Here is a 16462-nt window from a genome sequence, read left to right as displayed (position 1 = left end):
CGCGCCGATGCAATACCTCACCCGGCCATGGCATCACCCTCGCGGCGCAGCTCGGGCAGCCGGTAGACCTCGCACGCGGTGCGGTAGAACACATCCCTGCGCTCGTCCGCGGACAGCGAAGCGCTCAGTTTCTTGAACGCATTCCAGACTTCGTTGTAGCCCGCCGACTGCTTGTCGACAGGGAAATTGCTTTCGAACATGCAGCGCCCGGTGCCGAAGGTTTCCAGGCACACCTCGACCAGGGGAGCCCAGGCGCGGGCGAGATCGTCCGAACTCGCGGGCTTGGCGGCGTGTTCGAAGCCGAAGCCGAACACCGGCATGCCCATGCCGCCGACCTTGACCTTCACGTTGGGATGTCGGGCCAGTTCGGCGAGGCCTTGCCGCCAGGTCTTGAGCGCCGCCTCGCGCTGTTCGCGATGCTCGGCCACGCCGATCAGCCCGCCCATGTGATTGACGACCACGTCGACCTCGGGGAATGCCGCAGCCAGGTCGGCAAGATCCGCGAGCTGGGTGTGATAGACCCAGGCGTCGAAGCTCAGGCCTGCCCGCTGCAACTGCGCCATGCCCTGGCGGAACTTTGGCTCCGCCATCAATTGCGGGGATGGCTGGTGCTTGTTCAGGCTGCCGACCGAACCGCTGTCATATGCCGTGTGGTGCCGCACCCCACGCAGCCTGCCAACGCCCGCCTCCTTGTGCGCGGCCAGCACGGGCGCGATGTCGTCGCCTGCCGCCAGATCCACGCTGGAGACGATGCCTGCCGCGATATGGCTGCTACCCCAGGACATGGGCAGGGGCTGTTCCGTCAGACCGACGATGCGCTCGACTTCGCCGACCGACCGATAGGCCTCGGGCCCGTCTTTGCGCCAACCAGCGCTGTAGGCCTCCACATACACCGTCCCCAGCACGCGATGCCCGCCGCTCAAGTCGGCGGCGAGGTCCTCCATCCGGTAGTAGAGCTTGTCCGATGCCGTATTGAACAAGTGATGGTGCGGATCGACGATCGGGAAAGCCGGTTCGATTGCCGTCTCCCGAGCGGTGGTGCCATACCACCCCATCAAGTCCTGGGTCGGCCTCGGTTGATTTCCGGCGAAGGGGGGGCGATCGATCTGACCCGCGGCGAATGCCCGCGTCGCTCCCAGGGCGCCCAGCACCCCGATTCCCTGCAAAATGGTGCGTCTACGCAACGTTGTCTCCCATGCAAGTCTCAATTTTTGTCGTATATACGACATTTTGATCTTATATACGCAAATCAGAGTCTAGGCCGCGATGCGCCCGGCGGTATTGGCATTGCCCCGGATTGACACCGTCCACATTCATGCTTTCGCTTCGCGCAGTGCGGCTGCGAGGCCAGGCTGGCGCCCCTGGAGGCCGGCGGTGATTTCGCCGACGGGATCGTCGCCTACGAAGGCACATGGTTGGGTAGCGAAACCGTCGTTTCCTTCGACAAGAAGGCGGTCTCGCTGCTGAAAAAGAAGGCAGAGGCCGTGCAACCGCTGTCCTGAACAAAGGGCCGACGATCGAATCGATGCTTTCGGACGAGGAGCGTTCGCAATCGCGGTGGAAGAGGCAGCAGCCGGGGCCAAAGCATGCTGTTGCCTTCTCATCCGATCGAGCCGGTCATACAGCAGTTTCGCCGCCGGGAAGGATTGATGCGACGGGCAGCGTTCATCCCCAATACTGAAAGGAACGAGCCATGGAACTCAAACGCGTTGGATCTCAGCCCTCGATGCCGGGGCCTGCCGAGTGGTTCACCGGCACGGTTCGTATCGACCCGCTGAACAGCCCACCCGCGCCGGCCCGCGTGTCGTGCGCCGCCGTCACCTTCGAGCCGGGCGCGCGCACCGCCTGGCACACCCACCCGCTGGGGCAGACGCTGATCGTCACCGCCGGCTGCGGCTGGACGCAGTGCGAAGGCGAGCCCATCGTCGAGATCCGTGCGGGCGACGTCATCTGGTACCCGCCCGCGCATCGGCACTGGCACGGCGCCTCGCCGACCACGGCCATGACCCACATTGCGATCCAGGAGACGCTGGACGGCAAAAACGTGGAATGGATGGAGCACGTCAGCGACGCGCAATATCTCGCAGGCCCGCCCAAGACCTGATTCAGGCACCTCGGCCTGTGCCCGCCCTCGCCTCGCCGTGAACGGCGAGGCCTGCGCCTTGACCCGTGGTCAGGAGCGCCGGGTCGGCAGCAGCTTCTGCAAGTTGGCCATGTTTTCGTTGATGCGCTCCTGCACCACTTTCCAGGCGTCGTTGCGCGCTTGCGCCTCCATTTCGGCAAGCTCCCGGAAATTGTCGAGCGCCTGCTGCATACCGCGCTGCGCCGCTTCGGACTGCTTGGCGAATGCGTCCTTGCCGGTCGATTCCTTCAGGTTCTCCTGCCATTCGGTGAGCGCCTCGCGCAGCATCTCCGTACGCCGCTGCGCCAATGCCTTCATGCCCTCGTAGGCCTGGCGATTCGCCTCGGCCAGCGCCTCGAGATCCTTGCGCTGCCATTCGGCCAGGGCGTTGACGTCGACGCCCGGCAGCTTGAACTGCCCGATCAGGGACTTGAGCTCGTCCAGGGTGGGCAGCTCCATCGGGTTGCGGGGCGTGGACTCAGTCGATTTCTTGCTGGTTGCCATGACGTACTCTCTAGAAGATTGACCAGAAAACAAGATAACTCAGGCCGCCGCGAAGCGCGGCACGGCCGAAGTCGCGGGACGGATGACCCACATCAGGATGAGGCCGGACAAGAGCCACATCGCCATCGTCAGATACATGCTGTTGTCGGAGGAACCGGTGCTGGTGGTGATCCAGGCGGTGAACACCGGCGTCACCGCCGGACCCAGGTTGCCCAGGCTGCTGATCAGGGCGATGCCGCCAGCCGCCGAGTTCTTGGGCAGGTACTCGCTGATCGCGGCGAAGAAGATCGGCGTGTTGGCCGACTGGCCGATGGCCATGATGGCCAGGCCGGCGAGCGCCAGCACCATGTTGCCTGCGGCCAGCACGGCGATCAAGAGCCCCGCGGTGGCCAGCACCGAGCAGCAGAAGAAATGGCGCCGCCGCTCGAGGTGGCGATCCGAGCTGCGGCCGACGAACACCATGCCGATGGCGCCGACGACGGCGGGGATGGCCGCGAGCAGCCCGACCGTGAACACATCCGCGACGCCCCAGCTCCTGATCAGCGTGGGCATGAAGAACACCAGCGTGTAGTTGGCGCCCAGGAACAGGAAGTACACCAGACACATGGTGAACACTTTAGGGTCGGCCAGCAGGGCCCGGAACGAGCTGTGCGAGGCGACCTCGACGGTATGCGCGTCGTTCTCGATGTGTCCGCGCAGCAGCGCCTTTTCGCGGGACGTGAGCCAGTTCGCGTTCTCCGGCTTGTCCTTGAGGTAGAAGAAGGCCACGATGCCCAGGATCGAGGCCGGCAGGCCCTGCACCACGAACAGCCACTGCCAGCCGTAGTGGCCGCCCAGCCCATCCATGTACTTCATGATCGCGCCAGAGAGCGGGCCGGCGATGAGGTAGCCGATCGCTGTCGCCGTCATGAAGATGGAGATGACCTTGCCCCGACGGGCCGAGGGGTACCAGTAGGTCAGGTACAGGATGATGCCGGGGAAGAAGCCCGCCTCGAAGGCGCCCAGCAGGAAGCGCAGGATGTAGAACTGCGTCGTGGTCTGCACGAACATCATGGCCGAGGCGACGAGGCCCCAGCAGAACATGATGCGCAGCAGCGTCTTGCGCGCGCCGATCTTCTCCAGCATGAGGTTGCTCGGCACCTCGAAGAGGAAGTAGCCGATGAAGAAGATGCCGGCGCCCAGGGCGTAGGCCTCGTCGCTGAAGCTCAGCGTCTGCTTCATCTGCAACTGCGCGAAGCCGATGTTGATGCGATCGATGAAGGCGACGACGTAGCAGACGATGAGCAGCGGCAACAGGCGCCAGCTCACTTTGGAGAAGAGCGCCTCGTCCTCTGCGCTGTAGTTCGCATGGCCGCTGGCAGGCGCTTGGGCCGGGTTCATGATGTTGTCTCCTGTCTTATTGTTTTATTCGCGGACCGGCGGCTCAGGCCGATTTGCGCGCGGGGACCGCACTCGTGCCGTCCTGTGCCGGCCGGCGCGTCGCGGCGGTTGCGCGTGCGGGCGCCGCCGACCGCTTGCGCGCCGACTTCTTGGCCGGGGCCGCTTTGCGCGCGGACTTCTTGGCCGGGGCTGCCTTGCGGGCGCGGGCCTGCGCCGGCGCTTCGCTCGCGGCTGCCACGGCCGGCACGACGGCGGTCACGCTCGGCAGCGCCCTAAGCTCTTCGAGCGCCGCGTGCATGTAGCCGATCAACTCGTACGACTCCTCCTCCGACAGGATGCGTCGGCAAGCCGTGAAACCGAAGTCCAGCGAGCCGTCATAGCTTTGCACCGTGATGTTCAGCGCTGTGCCGTGATAGGGGATGGACACCGGATAGAAGTGCTTCATCCGGGCGCCGGCCACGTACAGCGGCACCGTCGGCCCGGGCACGTTGGAGATCAGCACGTTGGCCACGGGCGGCAGCCGGCGCGCGAGGTTGGAACGGCCGTACAGCGAGGCCAGACTGGTCATCAGCCAGGGCGTGCCCGTGACCGGCACGTCCACGCCGAGCACGGGCCGAAGCTCGCGCACGACGGCCTTGGCCGCCTCCGAGGAGGCATGGATCGCCTGGAAGCGCTCCGCGGGATCGCCGATGTCGGTTGCCAGGTCCACGCGCACCATCGACACCTGGTTGTTCATCGCGTCGTCGCCGTCGGAGCGCAGGCTGACCGGCACGCCGGCGATGAGCGCCTCCTTGGGCAGCAGGCCGCGCGTCTTCATGAAGCGACGCAGCGCGCCGCTGCACATGGCCATCACGACGGAGTTGACGGTGCCGCCCAGGCGCTTGCCCAGCGCTTTTAGCTCGTCGAACGGCAGCGACATCGTGCTGTAGGAGCGCTGGTTGGTGATCGAGTCGTTGAAGAGCGCCTTGGGCGCGAGCCCCAGGCTCAGCGGGCGCGTGCCCTGGGCCGTCTGCTGGCTGGCGAGCACGCCGCCGGCCGCCGTCAGGGCGCGCGCCGCCGTGGGCAGCAGCTCGGCCAGCTTGCGGTACTGCCGCGCCGTGTTGGAGACGGCGGCCTGCAGCAGCTCGGCCACGCCCAGTTGGTAGCCGACACTACCGTTGCGGCGCCGGCGCGGCGGCGGCACCTCGCGGATCTTCGGCGAAATGTCGTACATGACCTTGGCCAGCTCGGTGCCGGCCTTGCCGTCGACGCCGCTGTGATGGGCCTTGGTGTAGAAGGCCACCTCGCCGTTCTGCAAGCCCTCGATGACGTACATCTCCCACAAGGGGCGGCTGCGATCCAGCAGGCTCGAATGCAGCCGCGCGATGAGGTGGTTCAACTGCTGCATCGTGCCCGGGCGGCGCAATGTCAGGCTGCGCACGTGGTAGTCCAAGTCGATGTCGTCGTCATCGATCCACACCGGCTCGGCCAGCTCGAAGGGCATCGGCGCCAGCTTGCGGTTGAGCACCGAGGCCAGGTGCAGCCGCGCGCCGACCATGGATTTGACGTCTTCGTAGTAGTCGCCGTCGTAGCCCGGCGGCAGTTCCAGCAGCACGAGGCTGCCGACGTGCATGGGCGTTTCGGGGGTTTCGAAGTGCAGGAACGAGGCGTCGAGGCCGCTGAGATGGTGCATGGCGTAGCCCTTTCTTGTGTCAATGATCGATCCGGACCCGGCGGGCAGCCGGGCAAGCGGGCCGGGAAGCGGCGCGCTGGCGCCGGCGGTCAGGCGGCGTTGGCAGTGGCCTCGCGCTTGCGGGCCTCCTCCTCGACCAGGTCCTTCTTCGACAGCTTGCCGACCGGGGTCTTGGGCAGCGCGTCGCGTATCTCCAGGCCATGCACCATCTCGTGCTTGCCGAGCCTGTCCTTGAGAAAGGCCTGCAGCGCCTCCAGGGTGAAGGGCTCGGCCCCGGACTTGAGGGTGACGAAGGCCTTGGGCGACTGGCCCCGGTACGCATCGGGCACGCCGATGACGGCCACCTCGTGCACGGCCGGATGCTGGTAGATGGCCTCCTCCAGTACGCGCGGGTACACGTTGTAGCCGCTGCACAGCAGCATGTCCTTGCAGCGATCGACGATGAAGACGAAGCCGTCCTCGTCCATGTAGCCCACGTCGCCGGTGCGAAAGAAGCCGTCGAAGGTGGTGCTCTCGGCCGTGGCGTCGGGCTTCTTCCAATAGCCCTTCATGACGTTCGGCCCCTGGATGCACATCTCGCCCTTCTCGCCCAACGGGACGTAGCGGGTCGGATCTTCCAGGTCGAGCATCTTGATGGTGACGCCGGGATGCGGAATGCCGCACGAGCCCGCCTTGCGCTTGCCGTGTGCCGGCGAGAAGGTGCCGGTGGGCGAGGTCTCGGTCATGCCCCAGCCTTCGGCCAGCCAGGTGCCGGTCACCGTCTTGAAACGCTCGCCGACCTCCATCGGCAGCGGCGCACCGCCGGAGTTGCACAGCTTGAGCGAGCGCAGATCGTACTGGGACGCGTCCGGGTCGCCGATCACGGCGGTGAACATGGTGGGCACGCCGCAGAAGGTGGTGAGCTGCTTTTCGGTGATGTCGCGCAGGGCCGCCTTGGGGTCGAAGCGCACATGCTGCACGATCTCCGCGCCCAGCCGCACGCCCAACAGCAGGTTCACCGTCAGCGCGTAGATGTGAAAGGGCGGCAGCACCGCCAGCAGCCGTTCCTGCCCCATCGTCAGCACCGGCTGTGTGCCGAACTGCGTGATCACCACTTGTTCGCAAGCGGCGGAGAGGTTGGCGTGCGTGAGCATGGCGCCCTTGGGCAGGCCGGTGGTGCCTCCCGTGTACTGCAGCACCGCGATGGTCTCGCGCGGGTCGCCCACGGGATGGCGCGTGTACTGCCCGTCGTTGTCGATCAGCTCGGCGAAGCGGACGTGAAAGTCGTCGACCGGGATGTCGACGGTCTCGCCCTTCGCCTTGGCCTGCGCGGCCACCTGCTCCGGCGCACCGGTCATCTCGGCCAGGCTGCCGACGACGAGTTTCTTCAGCCGGGTCGCGCCCAGCATCGCGGCCATCTGGGGATACAGCGCGGGCATGTCGAGCGTGATCAGGACGTCGGTCTGGCTGTCCTCGATCTTGTGCTCGAGCACCTTGGCCGCGTCGAGCGGGGAGTAGTTGACCACCGTGCCGCCCGCCTGCAGCACGCCGAAGACGGCCACCAGGTAGTGCGGCGTGTTGGGCAGGAACAGGCCGACATGCACGCCGGGGCCGACGCCCAGGCTCTGCAGGCCGCGGGCGGTGCGGTCGACCAGTGCGCCGAGTTCGCGGTAGCTCAAGCGCTTGCCCATGAAATCGATGGCGGGCCGGTCTGGAAAATCGGCCACGGCATCGTCCAGGATCTGCTGCACCGTCGTCGGCTTGATCTCGGCGTCCCAGCGCACGCCGGGCGGATAGGAAGCCAGCCAGGGCTTGTCGTTCATCATGGATCTCCGGAAAGCAAAGGGTCAGGCAGGCGTGGTGCGATAGGGATCGCGGTAGACCAGGCGGCGCAGCCCGGTACGCTGGAACGGCGTCCATTCCCCTTCCGGTTGCGCCAGGCGGTCGGCGATCGCATAGAGCGCCGCAGGGTTGTGGCCCAGACCGCAGTGGCTGCCCTCGACCTCGATGTTTTCCGAGGTGGCGCTCTCCTGTTCCATGCAGCCGCGCCAGGCGACCACCCCATCGGTGCGGCTGAAAATGGCGGTCGACGGCACCGGCGGGGGCGCCTTCATCCACGCACGTTCCGCCCAGTCGTCGACCGTGCGCCCACTCAGCAGTTCGTACAGGCGCCACGCGTTGGTGGCGCGCGGCTCGCTGGCGAACGGGCTGCCCAGCGTCACGACGCTGCGCACGCGCTCGGGCATGTGGTGCGCAAGCAGGCGTGCGTACACCCCGCCCAGGCTCCAGCCGATCACGCTCACCTTGCGCTGGTAGCGCTCGTGCAGGTCGGTGAGGCGCTGGATCAGCTTCTCCTCCACGCCTGGCCGGGGCCCGCGGTTGGGACCGAGCTTCCAGCCATGCGGGCGATAGCCGCGATCCCGCAGGAAAGCCCTCAGGGGGTAGGTGGTGGCGTCTCCGGCGGACAGACCGGGCAGCACCAGCACGGGATGGCCGTCGCCGGCCGGCGCCAGGCGCAGCAGCGGAACCGTCGCGAGAAACAAGGACAGCTCGGCCGCCGCACGGGCCTCCAGCATGAGCAGACCCACGGAGGGCGGCTCCATCGGGGCCGTGTCGCTCGTGACGGGTCCGGCAGCGGAATGCCCGCTCCCATCCTGCCCGTCGCCTTGCGCACCGGCCTGCCGAGGCCTGTGACCCAATATCTCCATCATTGTCTCCTTGCACCTGCAGCCAGGTAACGCGCATGCGTTCCAGCTCGATGTGTTCTTGTTCATCCTGAACGCGCCGCTGCTAGCGCAGGACAGGCAGCAGGACATTCAGGATCGTTGCAGCCATCTTTCCATTTGCGCCCGATCAGGAAAAGGTGGAATCAGCCCGGTTTCCAGTGGCGACAGACACACCGGGACGCATGGATAGCCTACGCTTCTTCGCGACGCCCGGCATCGCCTGGAACGTCATGCGAGATGAGCGATGGACCGGCGCTCAGGGTACGAGAGACGCAGCCGCCGTGGCGATACGGAAGGCGGGAGGCACAGAGCGACTTGTCCCGAATTCATAGCCTGGCGGCCTGAATGAACCTTTCAGCGGTGACGCAGGTACGAAAAGATGTGCCGGACGCCATCGCAGATGCCCGGACGACGGTGCAACAGCACAAGATCGAATGCCGGGACCCTGCGCGCCAGAAGGCACCGGACTTGCTCGTTCCTCCCGTTCACTCCACCACGTCTCACACACCATGCCCCAACATCCGCCCACCACACGCTTCGTTTCCGCGAACGGCCTGAAGCTGGCCTACGACACCTTCGGCGACGCCGACGCGCAGCCGCTGGTACTGATCATGGGGCTGGGCACGCAGATGATCGCGTGGGACGAGGCCTTCTGCGAGCAACTGGCCGCGCGCGGCTACCGTGTGATCCGCTTCGACAACCGCGACGTCGGACGATCGACCTATCTCGATGCCGCCGGGCTGCCCGACATCGGCCAGCTCCTCGCGCGGACGCTGGCCGGCTTCGCCATCGACGCAGCCAGCGTGCCCTACACGCTGGCCGACATGGCGCACGACACGGTGGGCCTGCTCGACGCGCTGGACATCCCGAGCGCCCATATCGTCGGCGCTTCGATGGGAGGCGCCATCGCACAGGAAATGGCCTTGCGCCACCCCGCGCGGATGCGGACGTTGACGTCGATCATGGCCACCAGCGGCGCGCCCGATCTGCCGCCGCCGCAACCCGAGGCGCTACAGGTCCTGTTGGCGCCCGCGCCCACCGATCGCGCCGGCTACGTTGCGCGCTATCAGCAGGTGATGAAGGTGCTGCGCGCCGGCAGCGACGCCCACGAGGAGGCGCTGGACGCGCCGCGCGCGGAGCGCGCCTTCGAGCGCGGGCTCAACCCGGCCGGCTACGCGCGCCAACTGGCGGCGATCCTCGCCTCCGGCAGCCGCCGCGAACGCCTCGGCTCGGTGAGCACGCCGACGCTCGTGATCCATGGCGACGCGGACCCGCTGGTGCCGATCGAATGCGGCAGGGACGTCGTGCGCCACGTGTCCGGCGCACGCATGGTGAACATCGCGGGCATGGGGCATGCGCTGCCGCAGTCCGCCTGGACGCCCATCATCGACGCGATCGCCGGGCACGTGGCCTGAACCGCTGCCGGCAACCTCAGGTGCTCCGGTATTCGTGGGGGCTCTTGCCCGTCCAGCCCTTGAACGCGTGCCTGAAGTTCGCCGCATCGCTGTAGCCGAGGCGGGCGGCGATCTCTTCGGTCGTCATGCGGGTCTTGCGCAGGTACTCTATCGCCAGACCTCGCCGCACCTCGGCCAGGACTTCCCGGTACGAGGTGCCCTGGCCCTCCAGCCTGCGGCGCAGGGTGCGCGGTTCCATCGAGAGTTCCCTGGCCATCGATTCGATGGTCGGGAAGCGCCACGGCATCTGTTCGACCAGGGCGCGACGCACCATCGAGGCCGCACCGCCCGCGTGCGCCATTTCCACCAGCAGTTGCTGGCAAAGCTCGCGCGCCATCGCATGCGTGGACGCGTCGGGACGACGAGCCGGGGCCTCGAGCTCGGCCGCGGCATCGATCCGCAGTTCGTTGGCCGGCTGCCCGAACCGCACCGGGCAGTGGAACAGCATGCGGTACGCACTGGCGTGTGCCGGCTGCGCATACGACACGTGCACTTCCGAGAAGTTGTATGCGCTGTCCCGCAGATCGCGCGCCAGGGCCAGGTGCGCCGAGAACGCCAGTTCGAGGATGAAGCGATAGAGCTCGTCGGCCGGGTCGACAGGCAGCAAGATCTCGTAGCGGTAGGTCGCGAGGGCACCCTCGCGCGAAAAATCGAGGCTGAGCCCCGGTGTGGCGACCGTGTGGTACTTGACGATGAAGTCCGTCGCCTCGGCGAACGTCGGGCTGCTGAGCAGCGCATAGCCGTACATGCCGAAGGACGTCAGATGCATGCGCGCGCCCGCGCGCAATGCGACGGTCGGATCGGGCGCCAGATGCAGTGCATTGCGATAGACGGTGAGCATCTGCCGGTACGAGACCCGGGTTTCCGGCGCCCGCAGCGCATGCGGGTCGATGCCGCTATCGGCCAATACCCGCGCAGGCTCGACCCCATCCTCCGCCAGCGTCGTTACGAGGGCCACCACCCGTTGAGCAGTGTGAATGCGCGGTTCGATATCCGGGGGCGTACGGTGCATATCCCGAACCGCTGCTATGCGAGGACGTCCGACATGAACCACCCGCTCCCGCTCCTTCCCCGCCCCTGGCCAGCTCCGCGCATTGTTATTGCCTGCATTGTCCCGTTTGCGTCCACCCTATCATTAATTTTTCCTGCGCGGTACCGGGATTGCCCCGTCACCGCCCCCGATCCCGTAGCGCCTCACCGCATCGAGCGCAGCCGCAGTCAGCACCCGGCCAACATCCGGGTCCCGCCCGCTGCGATGCCACAGCAGCATGTTGCCGTCATGCCGGGCGATGTTCGTCAGCACAGCCGAGTCGATGTCCAGCTCGGCCGGCACGTCGCCGGCTGAACGGCCGGCTTCGAACAGCTCGACCAGCATGCTGCGCATGACGTCGTAATAGCGGTGGATCATGTCTCGCACAGGCGTGTCGGTGTCGCTGAACTCCAGGCTCGTCAGCAGCAGGATCACGATATCGTCGGGATACCGGGCGGCCCACTGCGTCTGCAGTTTCACGAACGCCACCAGCTTGTCCACGGTCCCCCCCGGGAGTCCACGGACATGCTCCGCCGTCTTGAGAATGGAACGCTCCTGGATCCGGCTCAACAGGTGGATCAGCAGCGTTTCCTTGGTCTTGAAGTAGTAGTACACGGCCCCTTTGGTGAACCCGGCCACATCTGCCACTTGTTCCAGGCTGGTGTTCGAATACCCCTGTTTGGAGAATAGGCGAAGGGCCGCATTCTCGATCTTCTCGATGCTGCCCTCGCTGTCGCGACCCCGTCTTGCCATATCGACAGTCCTGTCATTCCTCTGGTTGCCGGCCCCCTGGACCGGGGCCTCATCGGGCGCCAGGGTAGCAGATATCGCAATACGGCTTCACGGTTCGCCGAGTATTTCGCCTCGGTGCGCACCGAGGTGCGGCGGCCCGCGCCGGACTTGCGCGGGCGTCCTGGACAGCATCACAGGATGCGCGAGCACACGCATGGCCTGCTGGCCCTCGACCGGCACGGTGGCGATCAGGCCGTTGGCCTCGGTCTGCGCATGCGCCAGGGTCTCTTCGAACCGCAGGATGGGGGCGGCCAGCACGCCATGCGCCTGCAGGCGTCGAACGGCTTCCTCGGTCGAATAGCGGCGAAACGCGGGGCGCAGAAGCTGCGCAATCTCGTCGCGGTGCGTGGCCTGTTCGTGCTTGCCGGCCCACGCCGCCCGGCTGGACAAGTCCTCCAGGCCCATGGCTTCGCAAATCAACTTCAAGGGGTTGTCCCGAAAGAAGCCGATCACCGTCAGCCATCCGTCGGCCGCCTCTGCGGTGAAATTCAGGGCGCGTTCGAACCAGCGGGTTTCATAGCCGTAGTTCAGCGTGCTCGCCGCCTCGAGGCTCTGCATCGCCACCAACGCGCTGAACAAGGACATCGACACCTGCTGGCCCTGCCCGGAGCGCGTGCGCTCCAGCAGCGCCAGCAGAACGCCCTGCGCCATCAGCACGCCCGAGGTGTAGTCGGCCAACGGGACGTTGATGAAGGTCGGCTCGCCAGCGCAGGCCGTGGTCTTCCAGGCGATGCCGCTGATGGACTGGATGAGGAAATCCTGTCCAGCCATGGCCGCAAGCGGGCCGGTGGCGCCGAAACCGCTGGCGGCGGCATACACCAGCCGCGGGTTGATGGCGGCGAGGTCGGCGTATCCGCAGCCCAGTTTCTCCATCACGCCGGGACGATAGTTGTGCAGCACGACATCGGCCTGCGCCACCAGCCGTAGAAAGTGCGCGCGCTCGGCATCGTCCTTGAGATCCAGGCATATCGAGCGCTTGTTGCGATTGACGGCGGCGAAGTAGCTGCCCATCTCGCCGCGCTCGTTGGCCACCGTGTCGCTGTGGCGCAGGGAATCCCCGCGGCCCGGGCGCTCGATCTTGACGACGTCGGCGCCGTAGTCGCCGAGGATCTGCCCGGCCAGCGGACCCTGGAACACCTCGCACAGCTCCAGCACCTTGATTCCTTCCAACACTGCGCTCATGGCTGGTCTCCGTTCATGCCGCGTAGATTTCCTTGGCGATCATCAGGCGCTGAATCTGGTTGGTCCCTTCCCAGATCTGCGTCACCTTCGCGTCGCGGAACATGCGCTCGACGGCGTAGTCCTTGAGATAGCCGTAGCCTCCGTGCAACTGGACCGCGTCGGTCGCAACGGACATGGCCGCGTCGGTGCACAGCACCTTGGCCATCGAGGCATAGCGTTTGGCCGCAGGGTCTTCGTTCAGCACCAGCGTGGCGGCATGCAGCAACACCGCCCGCGCGGCCTCCACCCGCATGCCCATGTCGGCGACCATGGCCTTGACCATCTGGAAATCCGAGATGGGCCGGCCGAACTGTTCGCGCTGCCGGGTGTAGGAGACGGCCTCGTCCAGCGCGCCCTGGGCAATGCCCAGCCCGTGCGCCGCGTACTTCAGCCGGGAGGCCAGCAGGCCCGCACGTATGTACTCGGCGCCTTTCTCCGGCTCGCCGACGAGCCGATCGTGCGGGATCAGGCACTCGTCCAGTATGACGTCGGCAGTGGGGCTGCCGCGCAGCCCCATCTTGCGCTCGGGCGCGCCGAACGACACGCCGTGGTCGTTCTTGCTGACCAGGAAGATGCCGAAGGACTCGGGCGTCGTGCGGGCAAAGATGAGGTACCAGTCGGCCCAGCCCCCATTGGTGATGAAGCGCTTCGTCCCGTTGAGCAGCCAGCCTTCCGAGGTCCGGCGCGCCGAAGTGCGCACGCCCATCAAGTCGGAACCGCCCTTGGGCTCGGTCAGCCCCCAGGCCGAGCGCTGTTCGCCGCGCACGACCGGGGGTATCACCATCTGCTGCTGCGCCAACGATCCGAAGCGCTGCAGCAGCATCATGATCCAGCAGGTCGATACCGTGGTGGCCGAGGATGCGCACACCCTGGCCAGTTCCTCGACCGCAATGAGCTGGGTCAGCACATCGCCGTTCTGCCCGCCGAACGACTCGGCGAACGGCAGCCCGGGCAAGCCGAGCTGCAGGCTGGCTTCGTAGGCCTCCATGGGCGGACGCCCTTCTTCGTCGACCCTGGCAGCGTGAGGCGCGACGCGCTCCACGGCAAAGCGGCGCATCTGCGCGCGAAACGCGCTGTACATCTCATCGTAGTGCGTTACATGCATGCTTGTCTCCGACAACATTCTGAACCTCCGGTGGGCCGTTCCTGCCTGAAACCGGAACCTTGCTTGCCCCCGGCCGGGGTGGGTTTGTCCGGCCCGGCCTTCAGGCCGGGCTTGCGCTCGGGCCCGAGGTCAATCAGAGCGAGTCATCCTGGGCGGCCAGCTCCGGGAGGGCACCCGCTCTCTCGCGGATCTCGGACTGGCAAGCGCAATCTGCTCGGCGCTCAACCCCAGCGGGGTGAGCACCTCGTCCGATCGATCCGTCGTGTCCGTGTCCGGCGCGCTCATCTCCGCGCGGCCGAAGCGCGGTATCACGGGCACCCGGCTCGCCGACGACATCGCATGGCGCTGCGCGATGTGCGGGTGCGACCAGGCCTCGTCCGGCGCCAGCACCGGGGTCACGCAGGCTTGCGTACCGGCGAACAATCGGCACCACTCGTCGCGCGGACGCTGCCGGAACCTCGCTTCGAACTCGGCCGCCATCTGCGGCCAGGCCGTGACGTCCATGTGGTCGGGCACCTCGGACTGCATGAGGGTGCGCCAAAGGCTGGCGAAGAACTGCGGCTCCAGTGCGCCGAGCGATATGAAGCGCCCGTCGGCGCATTCGTAGCAGCGGTAGTACGGCGCCCCGCCGCCGAGCAGGCCCTCGCCGCGCCCGGGCAGCACCGGGGTCTGCCATACCGGCGCGTGCATGGCCATGAGCGAAAGGCAGCCGTCGATCATCGCGGCGTCGATGTACTGGCCCTTGCCCGTGCGCGTGCGGTCGAACAGCGCGGTCACGATGCCCAGTGCGGCAATGAAACTCCCCGCCGCGAAGTCGGCCAGCAGGTTGAGCGGAACGGACGGCGGGCCGTCCCGCGGCCCCAGCGCACCCAGCACACCGGACAGCGAGAGATAGCCGATGTCGTGCCCGGCATCCTGTGCGAGTACGCCTTCCTGCCCGTAGCCCGTCAGGGAGCAATAGACCAGCCCGGGGTTGAGCGCGCTCAATGTGTCGTAGCCGGCGCCGAGCCGGCTGCAGACGCCCGGCCTAAAGCTTTCGACGAACACGTCGGCCGTTTTGCAAAGGCGGTGCAAAGCCTCCTGCCCCTCCGGGGCCTTCAGGTCCAGCGTGATGAAGCGCTTGCCGCGCGAGAAGGTGGAGGTGGGTTCACCGGCCCGCCCTCCCCCGACGACGATGACCTCCGCCCCGAGGTCGGCGAGCAGCATCGTGCAGTACGGCCCCGGCGCGAGACGCGACATATCGATGATGCGCACCCCTTCGAGCGGACGCCGCCCCCGAGCCGCTTGAGGGTCGTTTGCCGGTACGGTCATCTCAGTTCTCCCTTGCCCAAATGCTCCCGCAGGGCGCGCGCGGCCAACAGGAAGAACCCTTGACCGAACAAGGTCCAGCCGAATGGAACGCCGGGGCCGCCGGGGACCATGGCGACGCCGGGCACCCGGCCGCTGTCCTCGACCGAGCCGGCAACCACGGTGAAAGCCCGTATCGCGCTCTGCCGCACCGCCTCGTGAGGCATGCCCTCGATCTCGACACCCAGTTGCACCGCGCGCTCGCCCGCGTAGGCATACATCAGCGTGGCGGACGCTTCCAGATTGGAGAGCGGATCGTCCAGAACATGGAAGAAGTAGCCCGATGCGTCCTGCCAGGACGACATGGCACCCAGCACTTCGCCGTAGACCTTCCGCACGAAACCCGCTTTCGCATGCTCGGGTGCGATGTCCAGCAGCTCGGCGCAGCAGGCGAGCAGCCAGCCGTTGCCGCGCGCCCAGAACGTCGACTGCGGGAAATGGTTGGGCTTCTCGCACCAGGCGTGGCGCGCCAGACGGAACTCCCGATCCACCAGGTGGCGAACATGCACTTCGAACTGCCGGAAGGCTTCGTCGACCGCGTCTTCGCGCGACGCGATCTTTCCGTAGCGCGCCATGAAGGGGCACATCAGATAGGTGAAGTCGATCCACAGCTCCGGCCCTTCGCCGCGCGACCAGATGCCGCCGTCCCGGGTTCTCGGTGCATCGCAAAGCGCCTGGTACTGCCGGGCCGCGCTGTCCAGATAGCGCGGCTCGGGATGCCGCTGGTGCCACTCCATGAGCGGCGCGCCGAGCGCCGCGGTCTCGCTGGCCAGCGGCGTGAACGAACGGATGTGCCCCCCGCTGGACGTATGCCAGTCGCCGTAGCTCAGATTGCCGTCGGACTTCTGCGTCGCCACGGCACGGTCCAGCCAGCGCTTGACCAACGGGCGGTACGCCTCGTCGTCCCAGGCCATCAGCCCCGACAAAGCCGGCGCCTTTTGCCAGCAGTCGCGCTCGTTCGGATTGGCCTTGATGAAGCTGCTCACCGACGCTACCAGTCGCTCCAGATGCATGTTGACTTCCCTCCCCGTCATAAATACTATGTGGATAGTATGTTAAGTGGGTCAAATGCAGAACGTCAAGAAGGATCGCGATTCGGCAGCACGGCGGCACCCCGGCTGCCGGCAGCT

Annotated in this window: 14 protein-coding genes; 2 read left to right on the top strand and 12 right to left on the bottom strand. The window is 66.7% G+C overall.

Annotated elements, in window-relative coordinates:
- Nucleotides 1-17: 17 nt before the first annotated feature.
- On the bottom strand, nt 18-1184 hold the full coding sequence (locus tag FOZ76_RS07855; protein WP_170235335.1) for an amidohydrolase family protein: 1167 nt from the start codon (nt 1182-1184) through the stop codon (nt 18-20).
- Nucleotides 1185-1693: 509 nt separating this feature from the next.
- On the opposite strand from FOZ76_RS07855, the gene FOZ76_RS07845 reads away from it, so the two are divergent.
- Nucleotides 1694-2104 carry a (R)-mandelonitrile lyase gene (locus FOZ76_RS07845; protein WP_143947594.1) on the top strand — a complete coding sequence of 137 codons (411 nt, stop codon included), beginning with the start codon at nt 1694-1696 and terminating at the stop codon, nt 2102-2104.
- A 69-nt stretch (nt 2105-2173) separates the two neighbouring features.
- On the opposite strand, the gene phaP is transcribed toward FOZ76_RS07845, so the two are convergent.
- From phaP to FOZ76_RS07820, 5 genes are all read right to left on the bottom strand, one after another.
- Nucleotides 2174-2626 carry a phasin family protein gene (gene phaP / locus FOZ76_RS07840; protein WP_143947593.1) on the bottom strand — a complete coding sequence of 151 codons (453 nt, stop codon included), beginning with the start codon at nt 2624-2626 and terminating at the stop codon, nt 2174-2176.
- A gap of 39 nt (nt 2627-2665) precedes the next feature.
- Nucleotides 2666-4006 (bottom strand): MFS transporter, encoded by a 1341-nt coding sequence (locus tag FOZ76_RS07835; RefSeq protein WP_143947592.1) that lies wholly within the window; start codon nt 4004-4006, stop codon nt 2666-2668.
- 43 nt (nt 4007-4049) lie between these two features.
- Entirely contained in the window at nt 4050-5678 is a 1629-nt protein-coding gene (locus FOZ76_RS07830; RefSeq protein ID WP_143947591.1) for a WS/DGAT/MGAT family O-acyltransferase, read from the bottom strand.
- 89 nt (nt 5679-5767) lie between these two features.
- Nucleotides 5768-7483 (bottom strand): long-chain-fatty-acid--CoA ligase, encoded by a 1716-nt coding sequence (locus FOZ76_RS07825; protein ID WP_246129341.1) that lies wholly within the window; start codon nt 7481-7483, stop codon nt 5768-5770.
- 21 nt (nt 7484-7504) lie between these two features.
- Nucleotides 7505-8245 carry an esterase/lipase family protein gene (locus tag FOZ76_RS07820; RefSeq protein WP_246129340.1) on the bottom strand — a complete coding sequence of 247 codons (741 nt, stop codon included), beginning with the start codon at nt 8243-8245 and terminating at the stop codon, nt 7505-7507.
- Between the two features lie 647 nt (nt 8246-8892).
- Between FOZ76_RS07820 and FOZ76_RS07815 the strand changes: the two genes are divergently transcribed.
- Complete coding sequence (locus FOZ76_RS07815) at nt 8893-9798, top strand: alpha/beta fold hydrolase (RefSeq protein WP_143947589.1); 906 nt, start codon at nt 8893-8895, stop codon at nt 9796-9798.
- 16 nt (nt 9799-9814) lie between these two features.
- On the opposite strand, the gene FOZ76_RS07810 is transcribed toward FOZ76_RS07815, so the two are convergent.
- From FOZ76_RS07810 to FOZ76_RS07785, 6 genes are all read right to left on the bottom strand, one after another.
- A complete protein-coding gene (locus FOZ76_RS07810) occupies nt 9815-10849 on the bottom strand; it encodes an AraC family transcriptional regulator (protein ID WP_143947588.1) in 1035 nt (344 codons plus the stop codon).
- A gap of 123 nt (nt 10850-10972) precedes the next feature.
- A complete protein-coding gene (locus FOZ76_RS07805; RefSeq protein WP_143947587.1) occupies nt 10973-11620 on the bottom strand; it encodes a TetR/AcrR family transcriptional regulator in 648 nt (215 codons plus the stop codon).
- A gap of 87 nt (nt 11621-11707) precedes the next feature.
- Nucleotides 11708-12841, bottom strand: coding sequence for a CaiB/BaiF CoA transferase family protein (locus FOZ76_RS07800; RefSeq protein ID WP_143947586.1), 1134 nt, complete (start codon nt 12839-12841; stop codon nt 11708-11710).
- Nucleotides 12842-12854: 13 nt separating this feature from the next.
- Nucleotides 12855-13985, bottom strand: a complete 1131-nt coding sequence (locus FOZ76_RS07795; protein WP_143947585.1) for an acyl-CoA dehydrogenase family protein — start codon at nt 13983-13985, stop codon at nt 12855-12857.
- A gap of 129 nt (nt 13986-14114) precedes the next feature.
- Nucleotides 14115-15296, bottom strand: a complete 1182-nt coding sequence (locus tag FOZ76_RS07790) for a CaiB/BaiF CoA transferase family protein (RefSeq protein WP_143947584.1) — start codon at nt 15294-15296, stop codon at nt 14115-14117.
- Nucleotides 15293-16345, bottom strand: coding sequence for a glycoside hydrolase family 88 protein (locus FOZ76_RS07785; protein ID WP_143947583.1), 1053 nt, complete (start codon nt 16343-16345; stop codon nt 15293-15295). Before FOZ76_RS07785 ends, FOZ76_RS07790 begins: the two co-directional genes overlap by 4 nt.
- Nucleotides 16346-16462: the final 117 nt, after the last annotated feature.

Source organism: Verticiella sediminum (assembly GCF_007558815.1).
Lineage (GTDB): Bacteria > Pseudomonadota > Gammaproteobacteria > Burkholderiales > Burkholderiaceae_B > Verticiella > Verticiella sediminum.
The sequence above is the reverse complement of the archived record's forward strand: the minus strand, read 5'-3'. Positions and strand labels throughout refer to the sequence as shown.